Source organism: Bacillus cereus group sp. BfR-BA-01350 (genome assembly GCF_022663775.1).
In the GTDB taxonomy this organism is placed as follows: domain Bacteria; phylum Bacillota; class Bacilli; order Bacillales; family Bacillaceae_G; genus Bacillus_A; species Bacillus_A paranthracis.
Map to the genome: position 1 here is coordinate 653,444 of NZ_JAKUGD010000001.1, position 22,367 is coordinate 675,810.

Below are 22,367 nucleotides of genomic sequence, written 5' to 3' on the forward strand. Positions count from 1 at the left end.
TTAAAGCACCCTTCTTTTTTACATTAGTCTATGGATAAAATGTCATGTTGCTGTGGAAGTTTTGGTGCCCGAATTTCTAACACGCCATTTTGATACGAAGCTTTTGCTGCTTTTTTATTAATGGAGTACGGTAATTTAATTAATCTGGATGCTTCTGAAATAGAACGTTCTCGGCGATAATAGTTATGGGATGTTTGCTCTTCTTCTTCAAGTATCTCTTCTTTTACAGAGACTTTTAAGTATTCACTTTGTATTTCAATTTGAATTTGTTCTTTTTGTATACCTGGTAGTTCAGCTGTCACAACGAGTTCTTCACCAACTTCATATAAATCTACAGGGAATGTTAATAAACGATTTCCTTTTTGGAAAAAATGATTTAAATCAGCAATTACATTGCGAAGTGGTGTTTGCTCGAAGAAATCATCAATTTGCTTTAAATAATTGCGAACCGGTGGGCGAGAAGAGTCTTTTTTTTCTTCACTCATGGTATTCCCTCCTAGAAATCAATTTGCAATATCATATGACAAAAGCGGAGAAAGGTGATTGCCTAATTTTCATGTTTTCATAAAAAATTGTTAAAAATGTGAAATGGAGTGATTTTTTTATAGTTTTTGGTCGCCATATTCAGTTGATTATGCTAGTATAAATAGGGTTGATATAGTAGTATAGAGACAGAATGAAAACTGAAAGAGGGTAAGAAGTATGTGTGGTTTTGTAGGATGTTTATGTGAAAACCCTAGAGAGTTTTCAGAAACAGAAAAACATCAATTTGAAAATATGAACACGATGATTTTCCACCGTGGTCCAGATGACGAAGGATATTTTCGTGATGAGCATGTACAATTTGGCTTCCGCCGTTTAAGTATCATTGACTTAGAGGCAGGACATCAGCCGCTAACTTATGAAAATGATCGATATGTAATTATTTTTAATGGTGAAATTTACAACTATGTAGAATTACGTGAAATGTTACTTGAAAAAGGTGCAACGTTTGCAACGCAATCTGATACAGAAGTTATCATTGCATTGTATGCACATATGAAAGAAAAATGTGTAGACTACCTTCGTGGTATGTTTGCATTTATGATTTGGGATCGTGAAGAAAAGAAACTTTTCGGTGCACGTGACCATTTCGGTATTAAACCTTTATACATCGCACAACAAGGTGATACTACATTCTTCGCATCTGAGAAGAAAAGTATTATGCATGTGATGGAAGATAAAGGCGTTAACCCAACGTCATTACAACATTACTTTACGTACCAATATGGTCCAGAGCCAGAAACATTAACAATTGATGTTAATAAAATCGAACCTGGTCATTATTTCGTAAAAGAAATCGGTAAAGAGATGGAAATCCATCGCTACTGGAAACCTTATTTCAATGCTTCAAGTGCAACGAAAGAGGAGCATATCCAAGCAATTCGTGATGTGTTATATGATTCAGTAAAAGTGCATATGCGCAGTGATGTACCAGTAGGTTCATTCTTATCTGGTGGTATCGATTCATCTATCATCGCTTCTATCGCAAGAGAAATGAATCCAAATCTTTTAACATTCTCTGTTGGTTTTGAGCAACGTGGTTTCAGTGAAGTTGATGTTGCGAAAGAAACTGCTGAGAAATTAGGTGTTAAAAACCATAACGTATTCATTTCAGCGAAAGAGTTTATGGATGAGTTCCCAAAAATCATTTGGCATATGGATGATCCTTTAGCAGATCCAGCAGCTGTACCGTTGTACTTCGTTGCAAAAGAAGCACGTAAGCATGTAACAGTTGTTCTTTCAGGCGAAGGTGCAGACGAGCTATTTGGTGGTTATAACATTTATCGTGAGCCAAACTCACTGAAAATGTTCTCTTACATTCCTAGCCCAGGTAAGAGCGTTCTAAAAGCACTAAGTGGTGCTCTTAAAGAAGGCTTTAAAGGAAAGAGCTTCCTAGAGCGTGGATGTACGCCAATTGAAGAGCGTTACTATGGAAACGCGAAAATCTTCCGTGAAGAAGAGAAAGCTGAATTAATGAAGTATTACAATGAAAGTGTTAACTATATGGATATCACGAAACCATTGTATAACGAAATTAAAGATTATGATGATGTAAGCAAAATGCAGTACATTGACATGTTCACATGGTTACGCGGTGACATTTTATTAAAAGCTGATAAAATGACAATGGCAAACTCATTAGAACTTCGTGTACCGTTCTTAGATAAAGAAGTATTCGATGTTGCATCTAAAATTCCAACTGAATTTAAGATTGCTAACGGAACTACGAAAGCTATTTTACGTGAAGCAGCACGCGGAATCGTTCCAGATCACGTATTAGATCGTAAAAAACTTGGATTCCCAGTACCAATTCGTCACTGGTTAAAAGACGAAATGCATGATTGGGCTATCAATATTATAAACGAGAGTAAGACAGAGCATTTAATCGACAAACAGTATGTATTAAACTTACTGGAAGCACATTGTGCAGATAAAGGCGATTATAGCCGTAAAATTTGGACTGTACTTGCGTTTATGGTATGGCATCAAATTTATGTTGAGCATAAATACGATACGAATAAGTTCCACGAAGAAACGAAACGTGCGTATAGCTTAGTTTAATTAGAAAAACCTTAAGATCGCATACGGTCTTAAGGTTTTTTTCATAAATAGGACGTATTATTGATACAATAATAGTAAAAGGATGGACAACATATGATTACGTTTGAAAAAGTAACTGTAGAAAATGAAAACGTTGTGAAAGAAATGTTTCGCTCACATAGTTTAACTGAGAATCAAGTACAGTATTGTGTGAAGGTTGATGATACATATATTGGTGTAATAGACTATAATGTACAAGAGGAGACTGCGATTTTATCTCAGTTAATTATTCACTTTGACTATCAAAGTTATGGTTATGGGACAAATACGTATTTCACATTTGAAATGATGATGAAAGAAAGAAATGTGAAAGAGATAAAGGTGTTACAAACGGAATTAACAGAACAAGCGAAATCTTTCATAGAGAGCTTTGGATTTAATGTGGAAGACGGAATATATGTGAAGAAAATATAGTGATGAGTAGTTATGCGGGATAAATATAAGGCAGGTGGATGTATGACGATGACTTCTGGTCTTGTATTAATTGGAGGGTGTTTTTTAGTAGCGGAGCTAAGCCATATGTTTATTCGAAAAAGAATAAATAAGAAGAGAAAGCCGTATGAATTACAATATGCTCCAGTGTTTTTCCTTTTGTTTTGTATGCTACTTACATTACAAAGCATAACGAACTTTCCACCGCTTTTAAATGTTTTTTTAAAGTTCGGTTTGCTGTATAGTACCACTGGAATAGCCCTTTTATTTCTTTTATTTTGCATACGTTATATTCACTATCAATCGTATATATTTATATTAAATTGGTTAAAGCAAAATGATAGAAACCGCCTTACTTAAGGGCGTTTTTTTTATTTGTAATTAGAGTGATTTTGTATATAAAGCCCAAAAATCATTGGAAATCTATAAAAATGATTGGATGTTTTAACATAGTATCTATTATTAGTATGTGGTACTATATGTTCTTAACATGTAAAGTAAGTAGGTGTATAAATTTGAAATGTTAATCAACTAGTTTATCCCACTTTAATGGGCAGTAAGAACCCACCTCAAAATTCAGCGAAAGCAAAGAAGTTAGATGGGGATCGGGCTGCCCATTAAAGTCCGATTGGTGAGGGCTAATAATCAGTGGGGGATGAAGAAAACCCCCACTGATTAAAGTTTCACTTTATATGAAGTGCTGAAAAATAGCAGAATTAAATTTTAGGGAGGTATCGTGTTTGTATGTTTAATATTGATATGTTATTTCTTGAATGGATGATCAGTCTGGAGGGAAGTGTACTTACAGCATTTTTTAAGCTTGTATCTATTATTGCAAATGAAACATTATATTTAATTGTTATTTCAATTTCGTATTGGTGCGTTTCTAAAAGAAAAGCATTTCATATGATTGTTATGCTTTGTTTCTCTGGATATATAGGGATAGTGATAAAAGAATTTATGAAAATTCCGCGACCGTATACATACGACGGAATTCAATCTTTATATGAAAAATCAGCTGCAAGTTATTCTTTCCCAAGTACACACGTGCAGTTAGCAACAACGTTTTGGGGTTCATTTATGATTTTATGTAAAAAGAGAATCATTTGGATCATTGGTATTGTTTTTATTATATTAGTTGCTATTTCTCGTCTATATTTACGTGTACATTGGCTCAGTGATATAATAGGTGCCGTTTTATTTAGTGTCATAGTTGTTTATTTATATACGAAGGTAACAATGGGATTAAGTGATAGGAAATTTATATTGTTACAACGAATTATATTGGCTGTTTCACTCATTATGTATGTTATGACAAGCCAAGTAGATAATCTTAAATTACTAGGAGTTTTGACAGGTTCTACGATTGGTATCATGTTAGAGAATCATTTTATTAATATGAATGAAAGTAATGATTTTAAAATGCAAGTGGTAAAAACAGTATTGGGCCTAAGTATCATGCTAATAATGCAGTTTATACTCAAAAAAGTAATACCTGATATGTATTATTTACGTTATGCAGTGACTGGAATTACAGTTACTTTCTTATGTCCATTTATTTTTCATATGTTACGATTAAAAAAAATTTGAGTAGCAAATAGGCACAAAAATATTTTGAATAAAAATGAGGGTGTAATTATATATATTGAAAAAGTTTTCTGATATATCTATTGACAATGTATGAGATATACATTAACCTTTAAGTGTAAATGATAATCAATTTCATCCAGGAGGGCTTATGACACGCACTAAAAATATTCTTATACTTTGCGTTATGTTACTAATGGTCGTAATCGCAGGGTGCGGTAAAGAAGAAGAGAAGAAAGATAAAGATACATCAGTAAAGGCAAAAGGTTCTTATAGTATAAAGCATGCAATGGGAGAAACGACAGTAAATGGTACGCCAAAAAGAGTTGTGGTTTTAACAAATGAGGGCGCTGAGGCACTTTTATCTGTTGGAGTAACGCCGGTTGGAACGACGAAACCACGAGCTGGTGATGAATGGTATCCTCATTTAGCGAAAGAGTTAAAAAATACGAAAGTAGTAGGAACTGAGCGTGACATTAATTTAGAAGCAGTAATGAAGCTTCAGCCGGATTTAATTATCGGAAATAAAATGCGTCACGAAAAAATATACGAGCAATTAAAAGAAATCGCGCCAACAGTATATGCTGAAACATTACGCGGTGATTGGAAAGAAAACTTTACACTTTATACGAAAGCTGTAAATAAAGAAAGAGAAGGGCAAAATGCTCTTAATGATTATAAAAAGCGTATTGCAGGAATAAAAGAAAAATTAGGTGATAAAGTTAACTCTAAAGTTTCTATTATTCGTTTCGTCCCTGGTGACGTTCGTATTTATCAAAAAAATTCATTCTCAGGTGTTGTATTAAATGATATTGGATTTAAAAGACCACCATTACAAGATAAAGATGAATTTGCAATTAAAGGAATTACAAAAGAGCAAATTCCAAATATGGACGGGGACTATTTATTCTATTTCACATCAGATAAAGACGCGGATAAGAATAATGAAGGAAACACATTAGCAAAAGAATGGACAGAAGATCCACTCTTTAAGCAACTGCAGGCTTCTAAAGAGAATAAAGTATTCCAAGTAGATGAAGTAATTTGGAATACAGCAGGTGGTATTGTAGCTGCAAATCTTATGTTAGATGATATTGAAAAATATTTTCTGAAGTAAATAAAAAGTGCATCACTTTAAATAGGTGATGCACTTTTTATTTTGTTAAAATACAGAAAATTGCTTCTTTTGATCGTGCATAAGTTGTACAATTAAAACAATCATGTAATAAAGGAGTGGGAATAAATGAAAGCTACTCATAAAGATTGGATTTTATTTAACGGAAGAATTGTAAATACGAAGGAAGAACAGCCAATGATTCCATTAGAGGAGAGAGGCTTTCAATTTGGTGATGGTATATACGAGGTATTCAGACTATATGATGGGAAGCCACATTTATTAGATTTACATTTAGAACGATTCTTTCATTCTATGGAAGAAATAAAATTAATTCCACCGTTTACTAAGGAAGAGTTAGTGGAAGAGTTATATCAAATGATTGAAAAAAATAAATTTCAAGAAGATGGGAATGTATATTTGCAAATATCAAGAGGGGCTCAAGCACGTAATCATGTATATGAGTCAAATATGCAACCAACATATTTTGCAAACATTGTTTCTTTTCCACGACCAATTGCTTCTATGGAACGAGGAATAAAAGTTACTGTAGAAGAGGATATACGCTGGAAGTTCTGTCATATAAAATCCTTAAACCTGCTACCTAATATTATGATTAAAAATAAAATAAACGAACAAGGCTATCAAGAAGCGATATTAGTGCGAGATGGAATTGTAACGGAAGGTTGTCATTCAAATTTCTTTATGGTGAAAAATAATAAATTGATTACACATCCGGCTGACAATTTCATTCTACACGGCATTACCCGTCACTATGTTATTACATTAGCGAAAGAGTTACATATTGAAGTAGAAGAAAGAGAATTTTCACTTCAAGAAGTATATGAGGCCGATGAATGCTTCTTCACAGCGACGCCACTTGAAATATTCCCAGTCGTTCAAATTGGTGACGAGCAGTTCGGGAACGGGGAGAGAGGACCGATCACAAAGAAACTCCAAGTTGCATATGAAGAAAGTATTCGTTTGTTTAAAGTTACGAACTAATATTGAAGAAAAAAGCTGGTATTACTCCAGCTTTTTTTCATGATATAATTCAAACATAGGACAAGATTTGAAAACGCTGTAAAAAGGGGATTTAATGTATGAATTATGAAGATTTTAAAGAAGTAATTCACGGTAGACGAAGTGTTAGAAAGTTCACAGAACAAGAAGTATCCACTAGTGATATAAAAGAAATTATTGATTGTGCTCGTTATGCACCGAGTGATACGAACTCACAAACTTGGGAGTTCTTGGTCATTATGAACCGAGAAAAAATTAAAGAAATTGAACAAATGACATGGGATGCATTACATAAACTTGCGGCAAAAGCGGCAGAAAACGGAGAAGAGAAAGCAGGAAAATTACTTACACGTTCTTTCGGACCATATGCAACAGCTTTCTCGGAGGCACCAGTATTAATCGTATGTTTGGCAACGCCATATGAATCAAAGTTTCGTGAAAAAATATTTGATCCGATTGCTTTTGTTCCAGATTCAGTTTGGGAAGAAGAAGGAATTAAGAGCAGCTGTTTAGCGGCCCAAAACTTAATGTTGGCTGCACATGCGAAGGGGCTTGGTACATGCCCAATGACAGGACCGGTATTGTTAGCTCAAGATGAACTACGACAATATTTACAAATTGAGCCTGAAAAACAAATAAATATGGTTATTTCACTCGGTTTTCCGAAGGATAAGCCGAAGAAACTTCCAAGAAAAGAAGTGGATGAGATTACAACATTTGTTTTTTAAAGCCGAAAATAAAAAGACATTGAATGAAACAATGTCTTTTTATTTTGGATAGGTATGTAATTAATCCGTTAGGCTAAAATGATAGATAAGAGGGAATTACTATTTATTTCATAAAAAAAATTAATGTTCTATTAAGGAAAGTATGATACATTAATCGTGAGCAAGATTCTAGTTGTTCATGAAAGTGTTGAAAGTAGTCTTAAAATTTAAAAGTTATTTTTGTATAATAAATTATAATGAAATGACAGGGGGGATGAATTTTGAAAAAATTCATAATCACTGGATTGTCTGTATTGTTATTAGCCGGTTGCGGAGCTCCACAAGAAAAAGAAGGTGCGCAATCAAAGCAGGAAGAAAGAGTTGTAAACGCAAGTAATGAGAATATAGTAGTATTTCCTGAAGGAGCAGTGCCAGTCGGAGAAGGAAAAGTAAAAGTTATTACACCAGACGGTACTTCTGAGAATGGTAATATACCAGCTGTATTCATTAAAAAGGATACTTTAATTCAACACGTTGAATTAGAGCTCTCTAATTTTCAAAATGATAAAGAAACATTCGTATTTGTAGATCGAGTGTTTGCAGATAAATATCAAGTAACTAGTACAACACAGACAACAGTACAATTAAAAGAAAAGACGCTTGAAACAGGTAGTCATACGATTACGGCAGTTCAGTATGAAAACAATGATCCGAAAGGAAAGGTTATTAGTTTTAATCAAGCAACATTCGAAACAAAACCAGCGTCATAAGAAGAATAAAAAGTACATTACTCAAAAAGTAGTGTACTTTTTGTTTATACTAGAGGTTGTAATAGTGAATCACTTGTTTCGTTTTCTAATATGATTAAATTAGGAAGAGACCACTTGTTACTACTATGACAGAAAAAGCGGTTGAAGAGGTGAACCGATGTATTTGTATCTTCTTGATTAATATGATGATGTCAGTAATTTGGTTTATGATGCAAGTTACGTTCCATTATCAAATTTATGACTTATCAATAGGGTCTATTTGTTTTACCATTGTTTAGCTATTATATGATAAACTCGGAATAAGGTAAGTTTCAGAAGAAAAATGTAGGTATTTCATTTGAAATGTCGAATAGTACATACGATGTCGTAATAACAAATTTTCTATTGTTTACTGTGAAACAGGAGAAGGAGAGATAGTAATGAAACGAGCTCTTATAAATATTGATTATACATATGATTTTGTAGCGGAAAAAGGTGCTTTAACTTGCGGAAAACCCGGTCAAGAAATTGAGAAAGAACTTGTACATATAACGAAGCGATATATCGAAAATGGAGATTACGTTGTCTTTGCTATTGATAAACATGAAGAGAGTGATGTATATCATCCTGAATCAAAATTATTCCCGCCTCATAATATAGCAGGTACAAATGGAAGAAATTTGTTTGGTGAATTACAAGGTGTATATGAAACATATCAAGATGATGAGAATGTATATTACATGGATAAAACGCGATATAGTGCATTTGCAGGAACAGACTTAGAGATGAAGTTACGAGAAAGAGGAATAGAAGAAGTGCATCTTGTAGGGGTTTGTACTGATATTTGTGTTCTTCACACGGCCGTAGATGCTTATAACAAAGGATTTAAAATTGTAGTTTATGAAAAGGCGGTTGCATCTTTTAATGCGCAAGGGCATGAATTTGCACTTGGACATTTTAAGTCATGCCTACATGCAGAAGTGAAGTGAAAAAAAGAGGCCTTTAAAAAAGGTCTCTTTTTACGTTTAAATTGAGACGAGGTTTTGCTCAATTAATTTTTTTATAAATGGGCTAATATTTTCTGGTAGCTTATCAAAATCAAAAAATTGTACACTTAATGATTCGATCCCATCAGCTTTTAGTAAGCCGCCTTTAATGTCTTTGCAAAGATATGCGATTGTTATAGGATAAAACTCATCCCCGTTTGGTAATTTTACAAAAAATTCTTTTCCAGAAAATACGCTTATTAACTGTAAGGTTCCTATTTCAATCCCTGTTTCTTCGAACACTTCTCGTCTCCCAGCTTCTTCTGTTGATTCACCAAGTTCAACGAATCCACCAGGAACACCCCAAATACCATTTCGCCTTTGTTGAAGTAATATTTGTCCTTGTTCATTGAAAACAGCTACAGCAACTCCTGCTAGATTGAGTGGTCTTGATCCGACAACTTTTCTAAGTTCTTCAATATACCCCATTGTATGTAACCTCCGTAAGAAAAAATAAGAGCAAATATACTATTCGTTGTTATGTGAATATTTTCCTCTTTATAAGAGGGAGAGAAGTCATATAACTTATTTGTTTTATTTGGTAAAATATACATCAAAAAAGGTCAAATAAAATCTTTGACCTTTTTTGACCAAGTGTTATAATAAAGGCAGAAAGAGATAATCTTTCATTCATAAATAATAAGGAGGAAAAAATATGCGTAATTTATTTCCAGAAATAACAAAACGTCAAAATGGTATTTTTGATTTTGGGCCTTCTTTATTAGAAGGGATGACAGATGCTTTCTTTAAACCGATGAACATGGATACTTTTAAAGTAGATGTTCATGAACAGTCTGATAAATATACAGTAAAAGCAGATTTACCTGGTTTTCAAAAAGAAAACATTCAAGTTGAATTTGAACAAGATGTATTAACGATTCAAGCAACTAATCATAATGAAGTAGAAGAAAAAAATGAGAATGGCATATATATTCGTAAAGAACGTTCTATAGGTTCTGTAACTCGACGCTTTAATTTTCAACGAGTTGAGGAAGAAAATGTTAAAGCAAATTATAAAGATGGCGTACTGACAATTGAATTGCCAAAATTGAAAGAAGAAAAAAACAGTAAAACAACAATTAATATCGAATAAAAGAGCTGATAAATTCAGCTCTTTTTTTATCTAGTTAATGAATAAATTAGTTGAAATCGTAATGAGTAGAATAAAGTTTTAACGCTTAAAAATTTCACGATTAGCTCCCCTTACGTTATTAAAAAGGGTATATTTAAAGGGAAAGGAAAAGAACATCTAGACATACTGTTTAAAGTGAATTAGTAATAAAGTCAAAATACATAGTAAGGGTAGCGACGTTTTAGAGAAGATAATAGATTTTCCTAGAATAAACTGAGACGATTATGAATTTTTTAATTAGTAAGGAAGTGGTTAGATGAGTTTATTAACGTATACTGAAGAATTTTTTAATTATGTAAGAGAGTTTTTACTTTTAAGATTTTTACTATTTGCTTTCGTTCTAATCATTATTTCATTTGTCATAAACCGCATTATTGATTGGTTTTTTAGGAAATCAAGCTTTTTTGATGAAGAGGTAGAGCAAACGATTCAAAGTGTGATTCGATCTATTTTTAGATATATCATTATCATTAGTCTAATCATATATTTAATTAGCCAATTTGTAGATATAAAAAGTATCATTGCAGGTGCTGGGATAGCGGGGGTTGTTATCGGCTTTGCTGCACAACAGATGCTGAAAGATGTTATATTAGGCTTTGCGAGATTAGCGGACAAAGAGTTTCGTGTTGGCGATTTTGTTACTTTTAACGGAACAAACTCAGGAACGATTGAGGAAATTAGTATTCGTTTTATGCAAATTCGTGAATGGTCAGGAAAACTTCTTACGATACCACACGGAGAGATTAGAACGATACAAAATTTTAATAAAGGCTGGATGCGAGTAATTGAACGGATTACGGTAAGTTATCAGGAAGATCCTACAAGAGTTAAGGAATTGTTAGAGGAAGTTTGTGTTAATTGTAATGAAAAATTGGCCCCAAGTCTTTATAAAGTAGAGGATGAAGCTGTTGAACCTTTTAAATATGTAGGTGTTACAGATTTAAACCCGAATCTGAAATACGTTGGATATGAATTTTGTATTACAGGTTTAATAAAGCCAGAAGATTATTTTGAAACTTCTAGACAAGTAAGATTTGAATTAATGTCTATGTTCCATAAGAATCAAGTACAAATGCCAGCAGCAAATATGCTTGTTACTACTGAAAGTTTACAGCATAGCCAAGATGGACAATCTTTATCGGACAGCTAAAGTAGAATATTTTGGTAACGGAAATGCTGCTTTCAGCATTGGATAGAAAAATAATAATAAAATGATTGATATAAAAAAGAGCTGAAGGAATTCAGTTCTTTTTAATTTGTAGAATTTAGAAATTTCTTAATGTTATAATGGTAGACGGTGATGAAAATGAACTTTGAAGAAAAAGAGATGCATCGTTTAGAGGCATTAAAAGCAATTGCTGAATTATTAAATGAAGCAACAAATTTACAAGATATGTTAGAAAAAGTGTTACATACTTTGTTACAAGTTATGAATTTACAAACAGGCTGGATCTTTTTTATTGATGACAGTGGAAAACACCGTATGCTTGTAGATCAAAACTTACCGCCAGCTCTTACGTGGCAAGAGAAGAAGCCGATGTGTGAAGGAGATTGCTGGTGTGTAGAGCGTTTTGTGAATGGCAGATTGGAAAAAGCGACAAATATTATTGAATGTAAGCGAATAGAGGATGCGATTGAATGTAATTGGGGAGATACCGAAAATGTTACGCACCATGCGACAATTCCCCTTAGGTCTGGATCGGAGAAGTTTGGTCTATTAAATGTCGCCTCTCCTCAAAAAACACATTTTTCAGAGGAAGAATTAGCATTATTAGAATCAATTGCATTTCAAATAGGGACGACAATCCAACGTATTCAGCTAGTGGAAAAAGAACGTAAATATGTAGTAGTAGCTGAACGAAATCGACTTGCACGTGATTTACATGATTCAGTAAAACAATTGTTATTTTCTATCATGTTAACCGCAAAAGGTACTCTAAATATGACGCAAGATAGAGACTTGCAAGAGATGTTGAGCTATATTGGAGAATTATCACAGGAAGCATTACAAGAGATGACACTTTTGATTTGGCAATTAAGACCGGAAGGATTAGAGAAAGGGTTAGCTGAAGCAATTAAAAATTACGGAAAGTTGTTAGGGATTCACGTAGAAGTTCGAATTGATGGAATGGTTTCAATTGGTGATGAAATAGAAGAAGTTTTATGGCGTATTAGTCAAGAAGCGATACATAATTGTAAAAAACATGCTTCATGTGAAAAGGTACATGTTCTTTTAAAAATAGAAGATAACCAGTTGTATTTTTACATAGAGGATAACGGAATAGGATTTATACAAGAGCAAGTAAGAGAGTCAGCACTCGGTTTAAAAAGTATGAAGGAACGTATTCAGTTAATGAGGGGATCATTTCAAATAAAAACGGAGCTGAAAAAGGGTACGAAAATTGAAATTCAGTTGCCAGTTTGAAGGGGAGAAGAAGGTTGAAAATTAAATTACTACTAGTTGAGGATCATCATATCGTTCGAAGAGGACTTGTATTCTTTTTGAAAACGAGAGAAGAATTTGAAATTGTTGGGGAAGCAGAAAATGGAGAAGATGCGTTAACATTCGTCCAAACAAAAAGGCCAGATGTAGTATTAATGGATCTATCAATGCCGAAGATGGATGGCATCGAAGCAACAAAACAAATAAAACAATATGATGAAACGATAAAGATACTAATATTAAGCAGTTTTTCAGAGCAAGATTATGTTTTACCAGCACTTGAAGCCGGAGCAGATGGTTATCAATTAAAAGAAGTACAACCTGAGCAACTTGTAGCTTCTATTATTGCAGTACATGAAGGAAATACGAATTTTCATCCGAAAGTAACACCAGCACTATTAGGACGATCAGTAGTCAAGAAAGAAAAAGAAAAAGAAAACCCTTTTTCTATGTTAACGAAAAGAGAGCAAGAAGTACTTCAGGAAATTGCGAAAGGGCGAAGCAATAAAGAAATTGCAGCAGAGCTTCATATTACAGAACAAACTGTGAAAACACATGTTTCAAATATTTTAGCTAAATTGGAAGTAGATGATCGTACGCAAGCTGCACTGTACGCAGTGAAACACGGCGAGAAATAATAAGTATGAATAACTCATTGCATTTGTTAAATGATACAGCGCTAGAGCAAGCTGTAAAAGCTTTACAAGAAGCGAATCGAATTGAGTTTTATGGAAATGGTGGCTCTGGTATTATTGCGACGGATGCGTAGCATAAGTTTATGAGAACTGGTATTTCATGTATCGCTCATACCGATTTGCATTTCCGAATTATGGGAGCAGGTTTACTCTCGAAAAATTCAGTTGTTATCGGCATTTCTCATTCTGGTAGCAATAAAGGGTTACTTGAAGCGTTAGAAGTAGCGAAAGCAAGAGGAGCTAAAATTATTGCGATTACGAGCTATCAGAAATCGGCATTAAGTCAACTTACTGATATAACGCTCTATACTTCAACACGTGAGACAGAATTCCGCACAGAAGCAAGTTCATCACGATTAGCACAGTTAAGTTTAATTGATACTTTGTATGTAGGGTTGTCGTTGCAACGACAGGTGGAAACGTTAAAACATTTACAAAGTATACGTGAAACGATTTCGATGAGGCGAAAATAAGAAAAGCTCTTCAAATGAAGGGCTTTTTTTATTTTCTTGTAGAAATATGTGGCTTACTTATAGCCAGTGATAGACTCTCATTTTTAAAAATATAAAATAAAAACCGACTTATGCAATAATTCAAATATTGTTCATAATTTCACAAAATGTTTTTGAAGTGTCATGTTATGATGAACATGTAATGATGATTGAACACTTACATTTGGCATAATGATTAGCCAAACTAGTGAAGACAGAAGTTGTGAGATGAACTCATGAAAAATTCTAAAACACTAAAGGGGAGATCACATATGAAAGCAGTAGTAGTTAATAAAAATAGTAAAGCAAACATTGAAATTATTGAAAAGGAATTACGTCCGTTACACTCAGGTGAAGCGCTAGTAGATGTAGAGTATTGCGGGGTTTGTCATACTGATTTACACGTTGCAAATCATGATTTTGGAAACACAGATGGCCGTATTCTTGGTCATGAGGGTATAGGTATTGTGACGAAAATTGCTGATGATGTAACTTCACTAAAGGTAGGTGATCGTGTAAGTATTGCATGGATGTTCCAATCTTGTGGACGTTGTGAATATTGCGTGACTGGTAGAGAAACATTTTGCCGTGAAGTTAAGAATGCTGGTTATTCAGTAGATGGTGGTATGGCTGAACAATGTATTGTGACAGCTGATTATGCGGTGAAAGTACCAGAAGGATTAGATCCAGCTCAAGCATCATCAATCACATGTGCGGGTGTAACTACATATAAAGCTATAAAAGTATCCAATATTAAACCTGGCCAACCTATCGTCATCTATGGTTGTGGTGGATTAGGTAACCTAGCTATTCAATATGCTAAAAACGTATTTGGTGCAAAGGTAATTGCAGTAGATATTAATGACGATAAATTAGCCTTAGCAAAAGAGGTTGGAGCTGATATGACAATCAATCCAATTTCTCAAGGTCCTGCTGATAAGATTGTTCAAGATGAGTTTGGTGGTGCTTATGCTGCTGTAGTAACAGCTGTTTCAAAAGTAGCATTCAACTCTGCAGTTGATGCAGTACGTGCTTGTGGTAAAGTCGTTGCAGTAGGTTTACCAGTAGAAACGATGGATTTAAACATTCCGCGACTTGTACTAGATGGAATTGAAGTGGTTGGCTCTCTAGTCGGTACTCGTAAGGATCTAGAAGAGGCATTTATGTTCGGTGCAGAAGGAAAAGTAGTACCTGTTGTTCAAACTTGTTCTCTAGATAAAGTACAAAATGTATTCGAAGAAATGGAACAAGGTCGAATTCAAGGACGTATGGTAATCGATTTTAAACAGCATAATTGTGATTGCAAATAATTCACATTAAATATAAAAAATATAAGTCTAACAAAGTACATGTAAAAAAGTTAGACTGCATAAAAAGATGATCCCTGTATGCAATAGGGATCATCTTTTTTATATTCTACTAATATCAATGCCAATCCATACTTGATTAATGAGACAGGATTAAAGGTTCACTTTATTTGCAAAAGAAAAAGAATCTTTATGTTTAACAAATTTTTTATGATCAGGAACGGTTTGAATTGCTACAGTTTGCGAATCTCTTGCTTTCAGTGCATCTTGAATCCCGAGTGTCATAAGCTTAATAAATAGAATCGTAATAAAGAATGAAGCGAGAGTATAAAAAATGATCCACCATGAAAGATTCATTTCATTACGATTTAAGCCAATAAGGCCTGCCCAATCATTAGATAGAGAAACAGGTTTGAGCACTCCGTCATATAGTTCACGCATTTGTATCCCGCCAATTACAATGTTAAGCAACGCTAAATGGATAACGAGTATGAGTGTTTGGACGATATGTTCCATAAATAATACAAATAAGCGGTCAAGTAATAAGACTCGTAAGTGTTTTTTCATAATATGAAAACGGCTAGCACCTAATAATTGTGCACTTAAAATGTAATCTCGTTTCATAAATTCATCAACCTCTGAGGATATATATAAAGAAAGTGTAGGCAGAGCGACGAAAATAAGTACGAGTACTTGATAAAACGTAAATGAAATATTTGGATTTAACCCATCAGCATTTGATGTGATTACAATATTAACGGGCGTAATAAGTATGAATGCGATAAATAGAGTTGGAATATAGTAAAAAACTTCTGAGCATCCCTGGAAAAATCTCTTGAGTTTTGGAGTAAATAAACTTAAGAGGATTCCTATACATGTTCCGCATAAAATTCGAAAGAAGCTAATTGCCACGGCTAATAGAATAGTAAATTTTGCTCCTTCTATAATTTGAAAGAAAACAGACTCTCCAAAACGATCAGATCCAAAAGGCGGAATTAACGATGGCGGAAAGGGGGCCTTTCCAAGTAATTCGTTATTGTCATTGTAAAGTAACTGAGGAGGTTTTGGGATGTTATCTTTAAAGAACCAACTATAAATAAAACTAGCTGAAATAAGTATAAATAAATATGTAAAGCCGATTAAAAAGCGTTTTGATTTCCAAATAGATCTCATAATGCTACTCCTTTCAAGTGCTTTTGCCATCTATTCATCATGAATGAGATTATTTGAAAAATAGTATAAAACGGTAAAATAATCATAACCAGTATGATAAATGCAGCTGGAGGTGAAATAAACGCTTTATTAAATAAGAATTGAATAATGCCTTCCATATTAAAAACAAATTCTAAAATGAATAAATTAGAAAGTAAGAAAACAAAAATCGTTTTTAAATGGTGGAAGAAGTGGATAGATATATTTTTGAATAAATGAATGCATAGTATATAACTTGATGAAAGGCCTTTTCCATAGGCAACCTCTACATAATCTTTTCCATGTTCTTCTTTTATGTATAACACCATCATCCGAAACATTTGTAATGTAGGTAAGACTGCTAAAGATACAATTGGGAGTAAATAAGCTCGATTTTCATTAAAAGAAATAATGGTGAAAGGAGCTTCCCCGAATTTCCTAAGTACCCATATGAAAAATATTTGCAAACAAATCATCATCATCATATCAGGGACAGCTTCTAATATGAACACAATTCGATTTATCCATTTTTTTATATAATCTTTTGCTAAAAAATAAAAAAATGCCATGCTAGATGATAGAAAGAGCGCAAGTAAAAAGGCTAAAAATAATACAGTAAATGAATATAGGTAAGGTTCTAAAACAGTTGGGAATAAAGGTGTTTTTTTGAAACTACCAAATTTCGGGTCTGATCCTATAACCACTAATGATTCAGGGGAGAAAACTTCCTTTAACATTGTAACAATCTGATTAAAAAAAAGAATTGGTTGAAAGGTAAATCCATTTTGAGTGATAAATAAATAAGGTAAATTTAATAATAATAAGAGTGATAAAAGAATGGATGAAAGCTTCATTGTGAATTGAGATATTTTATGTAACATTAAATCCCTCCGACATCTTTTTACAACATTATACAATAAATTCAATGTTACTGTCTTATTTTTCTGAAAAATAAGAAATTAATTGAGTTTTATAATTTTAATATGGAATATATATTTATACGGTAAAAAGGTTATAGTGGGGAGCCAGTCCCTATGTCCATCAAGCAAAATGTACAGTATTTCCATTTTTGAGGCATTTACTTTTCTTCAGTTGATGGGTATTTGGTGCTATTTCATTGCGATCAAGTTAATAGAACTAAGTTTTCTTAAATAAAAACCACCGAAATATAGAAGTGATTTTGAACGTAAGGAATTTGTAAGGAAGGAGTAAGAAAAAAGAGATTTTCAATGTATATGATTAAAATATAGAGAAGAACGGGAGGGGGAATAGTTACAATATATTTTTAGAAAAACAAATTAATAAAACTCTATGGAAGAAAAAGAAGAAATTATAGAAATTAACAAACATCTGAAGAAGAGGGATTAATCATTTATTAGGTCAGAGGGTTGCTTGTAGAAATAATTGATCTATAGATGATTGCAAATTCAGTGTTGACTTTTATCATTGGGAGAGTTGATAGCTGTGTGGTTAGTATATGACATACCTATCAACCATCAATACAATTTAAATAGAGAAGAGGATGCTTTATGAAAACATGCAGTAAAATTACATGTGCAAGTCTATCACTTTTAATAGCTGGAAGTTCCCTGTTATACATAACACCAGCCTCAATTGTAAAAGCAGAACCTACGCAAAATGTATCTAGTTCGTTACAAACAAGTATGCAAAGCGATCGTACTTCCGTTAAGAAAGCAATACGGGATGCACTACAACTTGGATACCCGGGAATACTCGCTAACATTTCTAAGGGTGGTAAAACTTGGAGTTATACCGCTGGGTTAGCAGATGTGAGAACAAAGAAACCAATGAAAGCAGATTTTCGCTTTCGTATTGGCAGTGTGACGAAAACGTTCATTGCAACAGTTCTACTTCAATTATCTGGAGAGAACCGTTTGAATCTAGATGACTCCATTGAAAAATGGTTGCCTGGTGTCATTCAAGGAAACGGATATGATGGTAACCAGATTACAATCCGGCAAATATTGAATCATACAAGTGGTATTGCTGACTATATAAATTCAAAAGACTTTGATATTATGGATACAAAAAAATCGTATACGGCTGAAGAATTTGTAAAGATGGGGATTTCACTTCCCCCAGAATTTGCCCCAGGAAAGGGTTGGTCTTATTCAAACACAGGATACGTAATACTAGGAATCCTTATTGAAAAAGTAACTGGAAACAGCTATGCGGAAGAGATTGAAAATCGAATTATTGAACCGCTGGATTTGTCCAATACATTCCTACCTGGTAATTCAAGCGTGATTCCAGGCACCAAGCATGCCCGTGGCTATATCCAACTAGACGGAGCAAGTGAGCTAAAAGACGTTACGTATATTAACCCAGGTAGCTCGGATGGAGATATGATTTCTAATGCTGACGATTTAAATAAATTCTTCTCATACTTACTCAGTGGTAAATTGCTGAAGGAACAGCAACTAAAACAAATGCTTACTACAGTTTCTACAGATAGAGAAGGAACCGGATATGGTCTTGGAATCTATGAAACTAAGCTTCCAAATGGTGTCTCAATATGGGGACACCAGGGTAAGGTTCTAGGGTTTACCACTTTTGCTGGTGGCACACTTGGAGGCAAGCATACATTGGCCGTCAATTTGAATAGTCTTAAAGCTGATAGTCCTGATCCATTTAAAAATATTTTACTTGCTGAATTTAGGAAGTAGGCAAAAAGGCGAAATGGATAAGTTTTGTCATAGGTTTATAGTTTAAAATATATCATTTTGGTGCAAAAAACAACTTGCTCTAAAAAATTTAATACTCGTAATTAAGTATAAAAGAACGCTATCGTTTTAAGTAAATATTTCAGGAGGGTTTTATGAAAAAGAAAATGATTACTGCACTTGGTGTTTCTGCTATAATACTGACTAATTTTGTAGGAAGTACTTATGCAGACTCGAAAATAGGAGTTTCTGTTACAGCTCCCTACAATAAAAATCAAATAGCGGAATGGTTAGAAATGCACGCGAAGCCTTTAAAAACAACCAATCCAAATACACCTTTTAATGATTTAAAACCATTTAAGAATATGGTGGGTTCAGCTTCAATTGTAGGTTTAGGTGAAGCCACGCATGGGGCTCATGAAGTTTTTACGATGAAAAACCGTATTGTGAATTATTTAGTATCTGAAAAGGGCTTTACCAACCTAGTTTTAGAAGAGGGGTGGGACAGAGCTTTAGAACTTGATCGATATGTTCTTACTGGTGAGGGAAATCCAAGCCAGCATCTATCACCTGTATTTAAGACGAAAGAAATGTTAGATTTACTTGATTGGATTCGGCAATATAATGCTAATCCAAAACATAAATCTAAAGTACGTATCATCGGGATGGACATTCAATCAGTAAACGAGAATGTTTATAATAATATAATAGAATATGTTAAAAGAACCAATTCAAAACTTGTGCCGAGGATAGAAGAGAAGATAAAAGGTCTTATTCCTGTAACAAAGGATATGAATACTTTTGAAAGCCTTACGAAAGAAGAAAAAGAAAAGTATATTTCAGATGCTAAACAAATTAGTGCTGTATTAGAGGAAAATAAAAGTTATTTAAATGGGAAATCTAAAGAGTTCGCATGGATAAAACAAAATGCCCGTATTATTGAACAGTTTACTACTATGTTAACGTCACCTCCTGATAAACCATCTGATTTATTTTTGAAACATGATATTGCAATGTATGAAAATGCGAAGTGGACTGAAGAACATTTAGGAAAAACTATTGTATGGGGGCATAATGGCCACGTTTCGAAAACAAATATGCTTCCTTTTGTATATCCTAAAGTAGCTGGGCAGTATTTAGCAGAGTATTATGGAAAACGGTACGTATCTATTGGAACGTCAGTTTATGAAGGACAATACAATGTCAAGAATAGCGATGGTGAATTTGGCCCATATGGAATATTAAAATCGGATGATCCAAACAGTTATAACTATATCTTTGGACAAGTTAAAAAAGATCAATTTTTTATTGATTTACGTAAGGCGAACGGCGTGACAAAAAATTGGTTGAACGAACAACATCCAATTTTCGCTGGAGTAACTACCGAAGGGCCTGATATACCAAAAACAGTTGATATATCATTAGGTAAAGCGTTTGATATACTTGTTCAAATTCAAAAAGTGAGTCCATCTCAACTACATCAATAAATTTAGAATAATGTACCTTAATGAAGTGTAGTGTTAAGTGTCAATAGAGTTGTTTGAATATGTCAGTTAGGTTATTTTCATTAAAGAATTATTAAATGGAATAAATGTTTTCAAATTAGAGACGATGTGGGATAGAAGCGCAGTATCATCAAGTTAACAAAATAAAATTCTACCTAAAATGAAAAAATACGCTATTCTTTCTATAGAATCATAGGAAAGGATGGCGTTTTTTGATCTAATCTATTACTACAATTTGCTCACGAAATTTAAAACTTTTTGTCCCCTAACACCTTACGAAATCTTACTAAAAATATTGAGTTTGTACAACAAACCACATACCTATTAAGCTAAAGAACAAGTTACTCAAAAACTAGAAAAAGAGTTTGTTTCGAAACGGATATTATGTAACTTTACCGAACGGATCCATTATCCGTGGTTGGTTAATGGACTTAACTGAAAAAGCATTTGCAGAAGATCCGAAACTAGATGGCATTAAAGGTGTAATGAACTCTTCAGGAGAAGGAAAATGGACTGTTGAAACTGCACTTGAACTGCAAGCTGCAGCACCAGTTATCGCTATGTCATTATTTATGCGCTATCGTTCTCAGGAAGATGATACATTCCATGGAAAAGTAGTTTCAGCATTACGTAATTAGTTCGGTGGACATGAAGTTGTGAAAAAATAAGGATGTTTTTGAAAAGAAACTTGTGCATAAGCGCAAGTTTCTTTTTTATAGTTTAAGAAATTACTAATTTAAAAATACCAATCAATCATCGTTTTTTTGTCACAAATGACAGCTTCAACGTTCATTGATTGAACAATATATTCTATATTTTCTTCTTTAGCTAATAATAAGGTTGTAAAGGAATCAAATATACTCATAAATGCATACTCATTGGCTTCGCCAGTAATAATTAACTCATTATTGCTAATGTCCCAAATATCTAATGGAGTAGTATTATCTACCTCTAATAATCCGTTTATATCAAGAATTGGTTCAGAGAAATATAAATTTTTTGCACCTTTAGAACCGAGGAGTTTAAGTAATTTATGTAATAAAAATATAGACGTATAATCTTCTGTTGGATAATAAAGATCTTCTTTTAAGTTTGAATGTAGTTTTTCAGCTAAATCCTCTCTTTTATATTCTTCTGTAAAAGCACCAATGGAAGTCAACATGGCCATTGCTAATTCTGCGTATGAATGTAATCCACTATAAGACATCATTTCCTTCCAAGAAACGGATTTCCCATTATGAATGATTTCTTCAGCGCTAGGATAGATGTGCTCATATGATCTTTTTCTCACAGACTTTTCCCATCCTAAAGGCATTTGGACAAAAGGGTGTAGTAATATAGCTGCAGATTTAAAGGTGCATGGTAGTTGTTCTAAAATTGGCGATTTGTCATCTAGCCAAATGTAATCCAACAAAATATAACCTCCTCTTAGACTTTGAAATGTACGGATTCCCGCATTATGTTTTTTGTATTGATTGTATTAAGTATAAAGCGCTGCATGAAATATGTCCCAACATAAAAATAAGAATAAATAAAATGAAGTTTTCATAAATAGTAAAAGGATGGTTATGTCATCAGTGTAGCTAAGAAATGATGTTACATATGAAAAGAGCGTGTT

The 22,367-nt window shown here is 33.5% G+C and carries 20 protein-coding genes and 3 pseudogenes; 18 read left to right on the forward strand and 5 right to left on the reverse strand.

Features of this window, described 5'->3' with window-relative positions:
* Window positions 1–23 precede the first annotated feature (23 nt).
* On the reverse strand, window positions 24–485 hold the full coding sequence (locus MR147_RS03300; protein ID WP_001288087.1) for an Hsp20/alpha crystallin family protein: 462 nt from the start codon (window positions 483–485) through the stop codon (window positions 24–26).
* Window positions 486–702: 217 nt separating this feature from the next.
* Here MR147_RS03300 and asnB point away from each other — a divergent pair, with 217 nt between their 5' ends.
* The 9 genes from asnB to MR147_RS03345 all read left to right on the forward strand — a co-directional run bounded on the left by asnB (window position 703) and on the right by MR147_RS03345 (window position 9,244).
* Window positions 703–2,604, forward strand: coding sequence for an asparagine synthase (glutamine-hydrolyzing) (asnB, locus tag MR147_RS03305; RefSeq protein WP_000333816.1), 1,902 nt, complete (start codon window positions 703–705; stop codon window positions 2,602–2,604).
* A 93-nt stretch (window positions 2,605–2,697) separates the two neighbouring features.
* Window positions 2,698–3,057 (forward strand): GNAT family N-acetyltransferase, encoded by a 360-nt coding sequence (locus MR147_RS03310; protein WP_044790704.1) that lies wholly within the window; start codon window positions 2,698–2,700, stop codon window positions 3,055–3,057.
* A gap of 48 nt (window positions 3,058–3,105) precedes the next feature.
* The gene (locus MR147_RS03315) at window positions 3,106–3,435 is read left to right on the forward strand and encodes a hypothetical protein (protein WP_014481650.1); all 330 of its coding nucleotides are present in this window, start codon (window positions 3,106–3,108) and stop codon (window positions 3,433–3,435) included.
* A gap of 384 nt (window positions 3,436–3,819) precedes the next feature.
* The gene (locus tag MR147_RS03320; RefSeq protein ID WP_242303652.1) at window positions 3,820–4,665 is read left to right on the forward strand and encodes a phosphatase PAP2 family protein; all 846 of its coding nucleotides are present in this window, start codon (window positions 3,820–3,822) and stop codon (window positions 4,663–4,665) included.
* Window positions 4,666–4,813: 148 nt separating this feature from the next.
* Window positions 4,814–5,779: an ABC transporter substrate-binding protein gene (locus MR147_RS03325; protein WP_074607798.1), complete on the forward strand. Its 966-nt coding sequence runs from the start codon at window positions 4,814–4,816 to the stop codon at window positions 5,777–5,779.
* 126 nt (window positions 5,780–5,905) lie between these two features.
* Window positions 5,906–6,781 (forward strand): D-amino-acid transaminase, encoded by an 876-nt coding sequence (dat, locus tag MR147_RS03330; RefSeq protein WP_074607796.1) that lies wholly within the window; start codon window positions 5,906–5,908, stop codon window positions 6,779–6,781.
* Between the two features lie 98 nt (window positions 6,782–6,879).
* The gene (locus MR147_RS03335) at window positions 6,880–7,527 is read left to right on the forward strand and encodes a nitroreductase family protein (protein WP_001105300.1); all 648 of its coding nucleotides are present in this window, start codon (window positions 6,880–6,882) and stop codon (window positions 7,525–7,527) included.
* Between the two features lie 260 nt (window positions 7,528–7,787).
* The gene (locus tag MR147_RS03340) at window positions 7,788–8,276 is read left to right on the forward strand and encodes a putative periplasmic lipoprotein (RefSeq protein WP_000713485.1); all 489 of its coding nucleotides are present in this window, start codon (window positions 7,788–7,790) and stop codon (window positions 8,274–8,276) included.
* Between the two features lie 419 nt (window positions 8,277–8,695).
* Complete coding sequence (locus tag MR147_RS03345; protein ID WP_242303653.1) at window positions 8,696–9,244, forward strand: cysteine hydrolase family protein; 549 nt, start codon at window positions 8,696–8,698, stop codon at window positions 9,242–9,244.
* A gap of 36 nt (window positions 9,245–9,280) precedes the next feature.
* On the opposite strand, the gene MR147_RS03350 is transcribed toward MR147_RS03345, so the two are convergent.
* Window positions 9,281–9,730, reverse strand: coding sequence for an NUDIX hydrolase (locus MR147_RS03350; RefSeq protein WP_000540517.1), 450 nt, complete (start codon window positions 9,728–9,730; stop codon window positions 9,281–9,283).
* Window positions 9,731–9,956: 226 nt separating this feature from the next.
* On the opposite strand from MR147_RS03350, the gene MR147_RS03355 reads away from it, so the two are divergent.
* The 6 genes and pseudogenes from MR147_RS03355 to adhP all read left to right on the forward strand — a co-directional run bounded on the left by MR147_RS03355 (window position 9,957) and on the right by adhP (window position 15,372).
* A complete protein-coding gene (locus MR147_RS03355; protein ID WP_001245061.1) occupies window positions 9,957–10,394 on the forward strand; it encodes an Hsp20/alpha crystallin family protein in 438 nt (145 codons plus the stop codon).
* 295 nt (window positions 10,395–10,689) lie between these two features.
* Complete coding sequence (locus tag MR147_RS03360) at window positions 10,690–11,583, forward strand: mechanosensitive ion channel family protein (RefSeq protein WP_242303654.1); 894 nt, start codon at window positions 10,690–10,692, stop codon at window positions 11,581–11,583.
* A gap of 156 nt (window positions 11,584–11,739) precedes the next feature.
* Window positions 11,740–12,858: a GAF domain-containing sensor histidine kinase gene (locus MR147_RS03365; RefSeq protein ID WP_472927052.1), complete on the forward strand. Its 1,119-nt coding sequence runs from the start codon at window positions 11,740–11,742 to the stop codon at window positions 12,856–12,858.
* A gap of 14 nt (window positions 12,859–12,872) precedes the next feature.
* Window positions 12,873–13,514, forward strand: coding sequence for a response regulator (locus MR147_RS03370; protein WP_242303655.1), 642 nt, complete (start codon window positions 12,873–12,875; stop codon window positions 13,512–13,514).
* A gap of 14 nt (window positions 13,515–13,528) precedes the next feature.
* A pseudogene (locus tag MR147_RS03375) lies at window positions 13,529–14,044 on the forward strand (MurR/RpiR family transcriptional regulator); the annotation flags it as partial.
* A 290-nt stretch (window positions 14,045–14,334) separates the two neighbouring features.
* Window positions 14,335–15,372, forward strand: a complete 1,038-nt coding sequence (adhP, locus tag MR147_RS03380; protein ID WP_074607785.1) for an alcohol dehydrogenase AdhP — start codon at window positions 14,335–14,337, stop codon at window positions 15,370–15,372.
* Window positions 15,373–15,522: 150 nt separating this feature from the next.
* On the opposite strand, the gene MR147_RS03385 is transcribed toward adhP, so the two are convergent.
* Both MR147_RS03385 and MR147_RS03390 read right to left on the reverse strand, forming a co-directional pair.
* Window positions 15,523–16,542, reverse strand: a complete 1,020-nt coding sequence (locus MR147_RS03385) for an ABC transporter permease (protein WP_139302774.1) — start codon at window positions 16,540–16,542, stop codon at window positions 15,523–15,525.
* Complete coding sequence (locus tag MR147_RS03390) at window positions 16,539–17,441, reverse strand: ABC transporter permease subunit (protein WP_074607783.1); 903 nt, start codon at window positions 17,439–17,441, stop codon at window positions 16,539–16,541. The genes MR147_RS03385 and MR147_RS03390 overlap by 4 nt, the downstream gene beginning before the upstream one ends.
* 648 nt (window positions 17,442–18,089) lie before the next feature.
* On the opposite strand from MR147_RS03390, the gene MR147_RS03395 reads away from it, so the two are divergent.
* The 3 genes and pseudogenes from MR147_RS03395 to MR147_RS03405 all read left to right on the forward strand — a co-directional run.
* Entirely contained in the window at window positions 18,090–19,247 is a 1,158-nt protein-coding gene (locus tag MR147_RS03395; protein ID WP_242303656.1) for a serine hydrolase domain-containing protein, read from the forward strand.
* A 152-nt stretch (window positions 19,248–19,399) separates the two neighbouring features.
* Window positions 19,400–20,731, forward strand: coding sequence for an erythromycin esterase family protein (locus tag MR147_RS03400; protein WP_242303657.1), 1,332 nt, complete (start codon window positions 19,400–19,402; stop codon window positions 20,729–20,731).
* A gap of 416 nt (window positions 20,732–21,147) precedes the next feature.
* Window positions 21,148–21,387, forward strand: a pseudogene (locus MR147_RS03405) (hypothetical protein); the annotation flags it as partial.
* Window positions 21,388–21,485: 98 nt separating this feature from the next.
* On the opposite strand, the pseudogene MR147_RS03410 reads toward MR147_RS03405, so the two are convergent.
* A pseudogene (locus MR147_RS03410) lies at window positions 21,486–22,249 on the reverse strand (DUF2711 family protein).
* Between the last annotated feature and the right edge of the window lie 118 nt (window positions 22,250–22,367).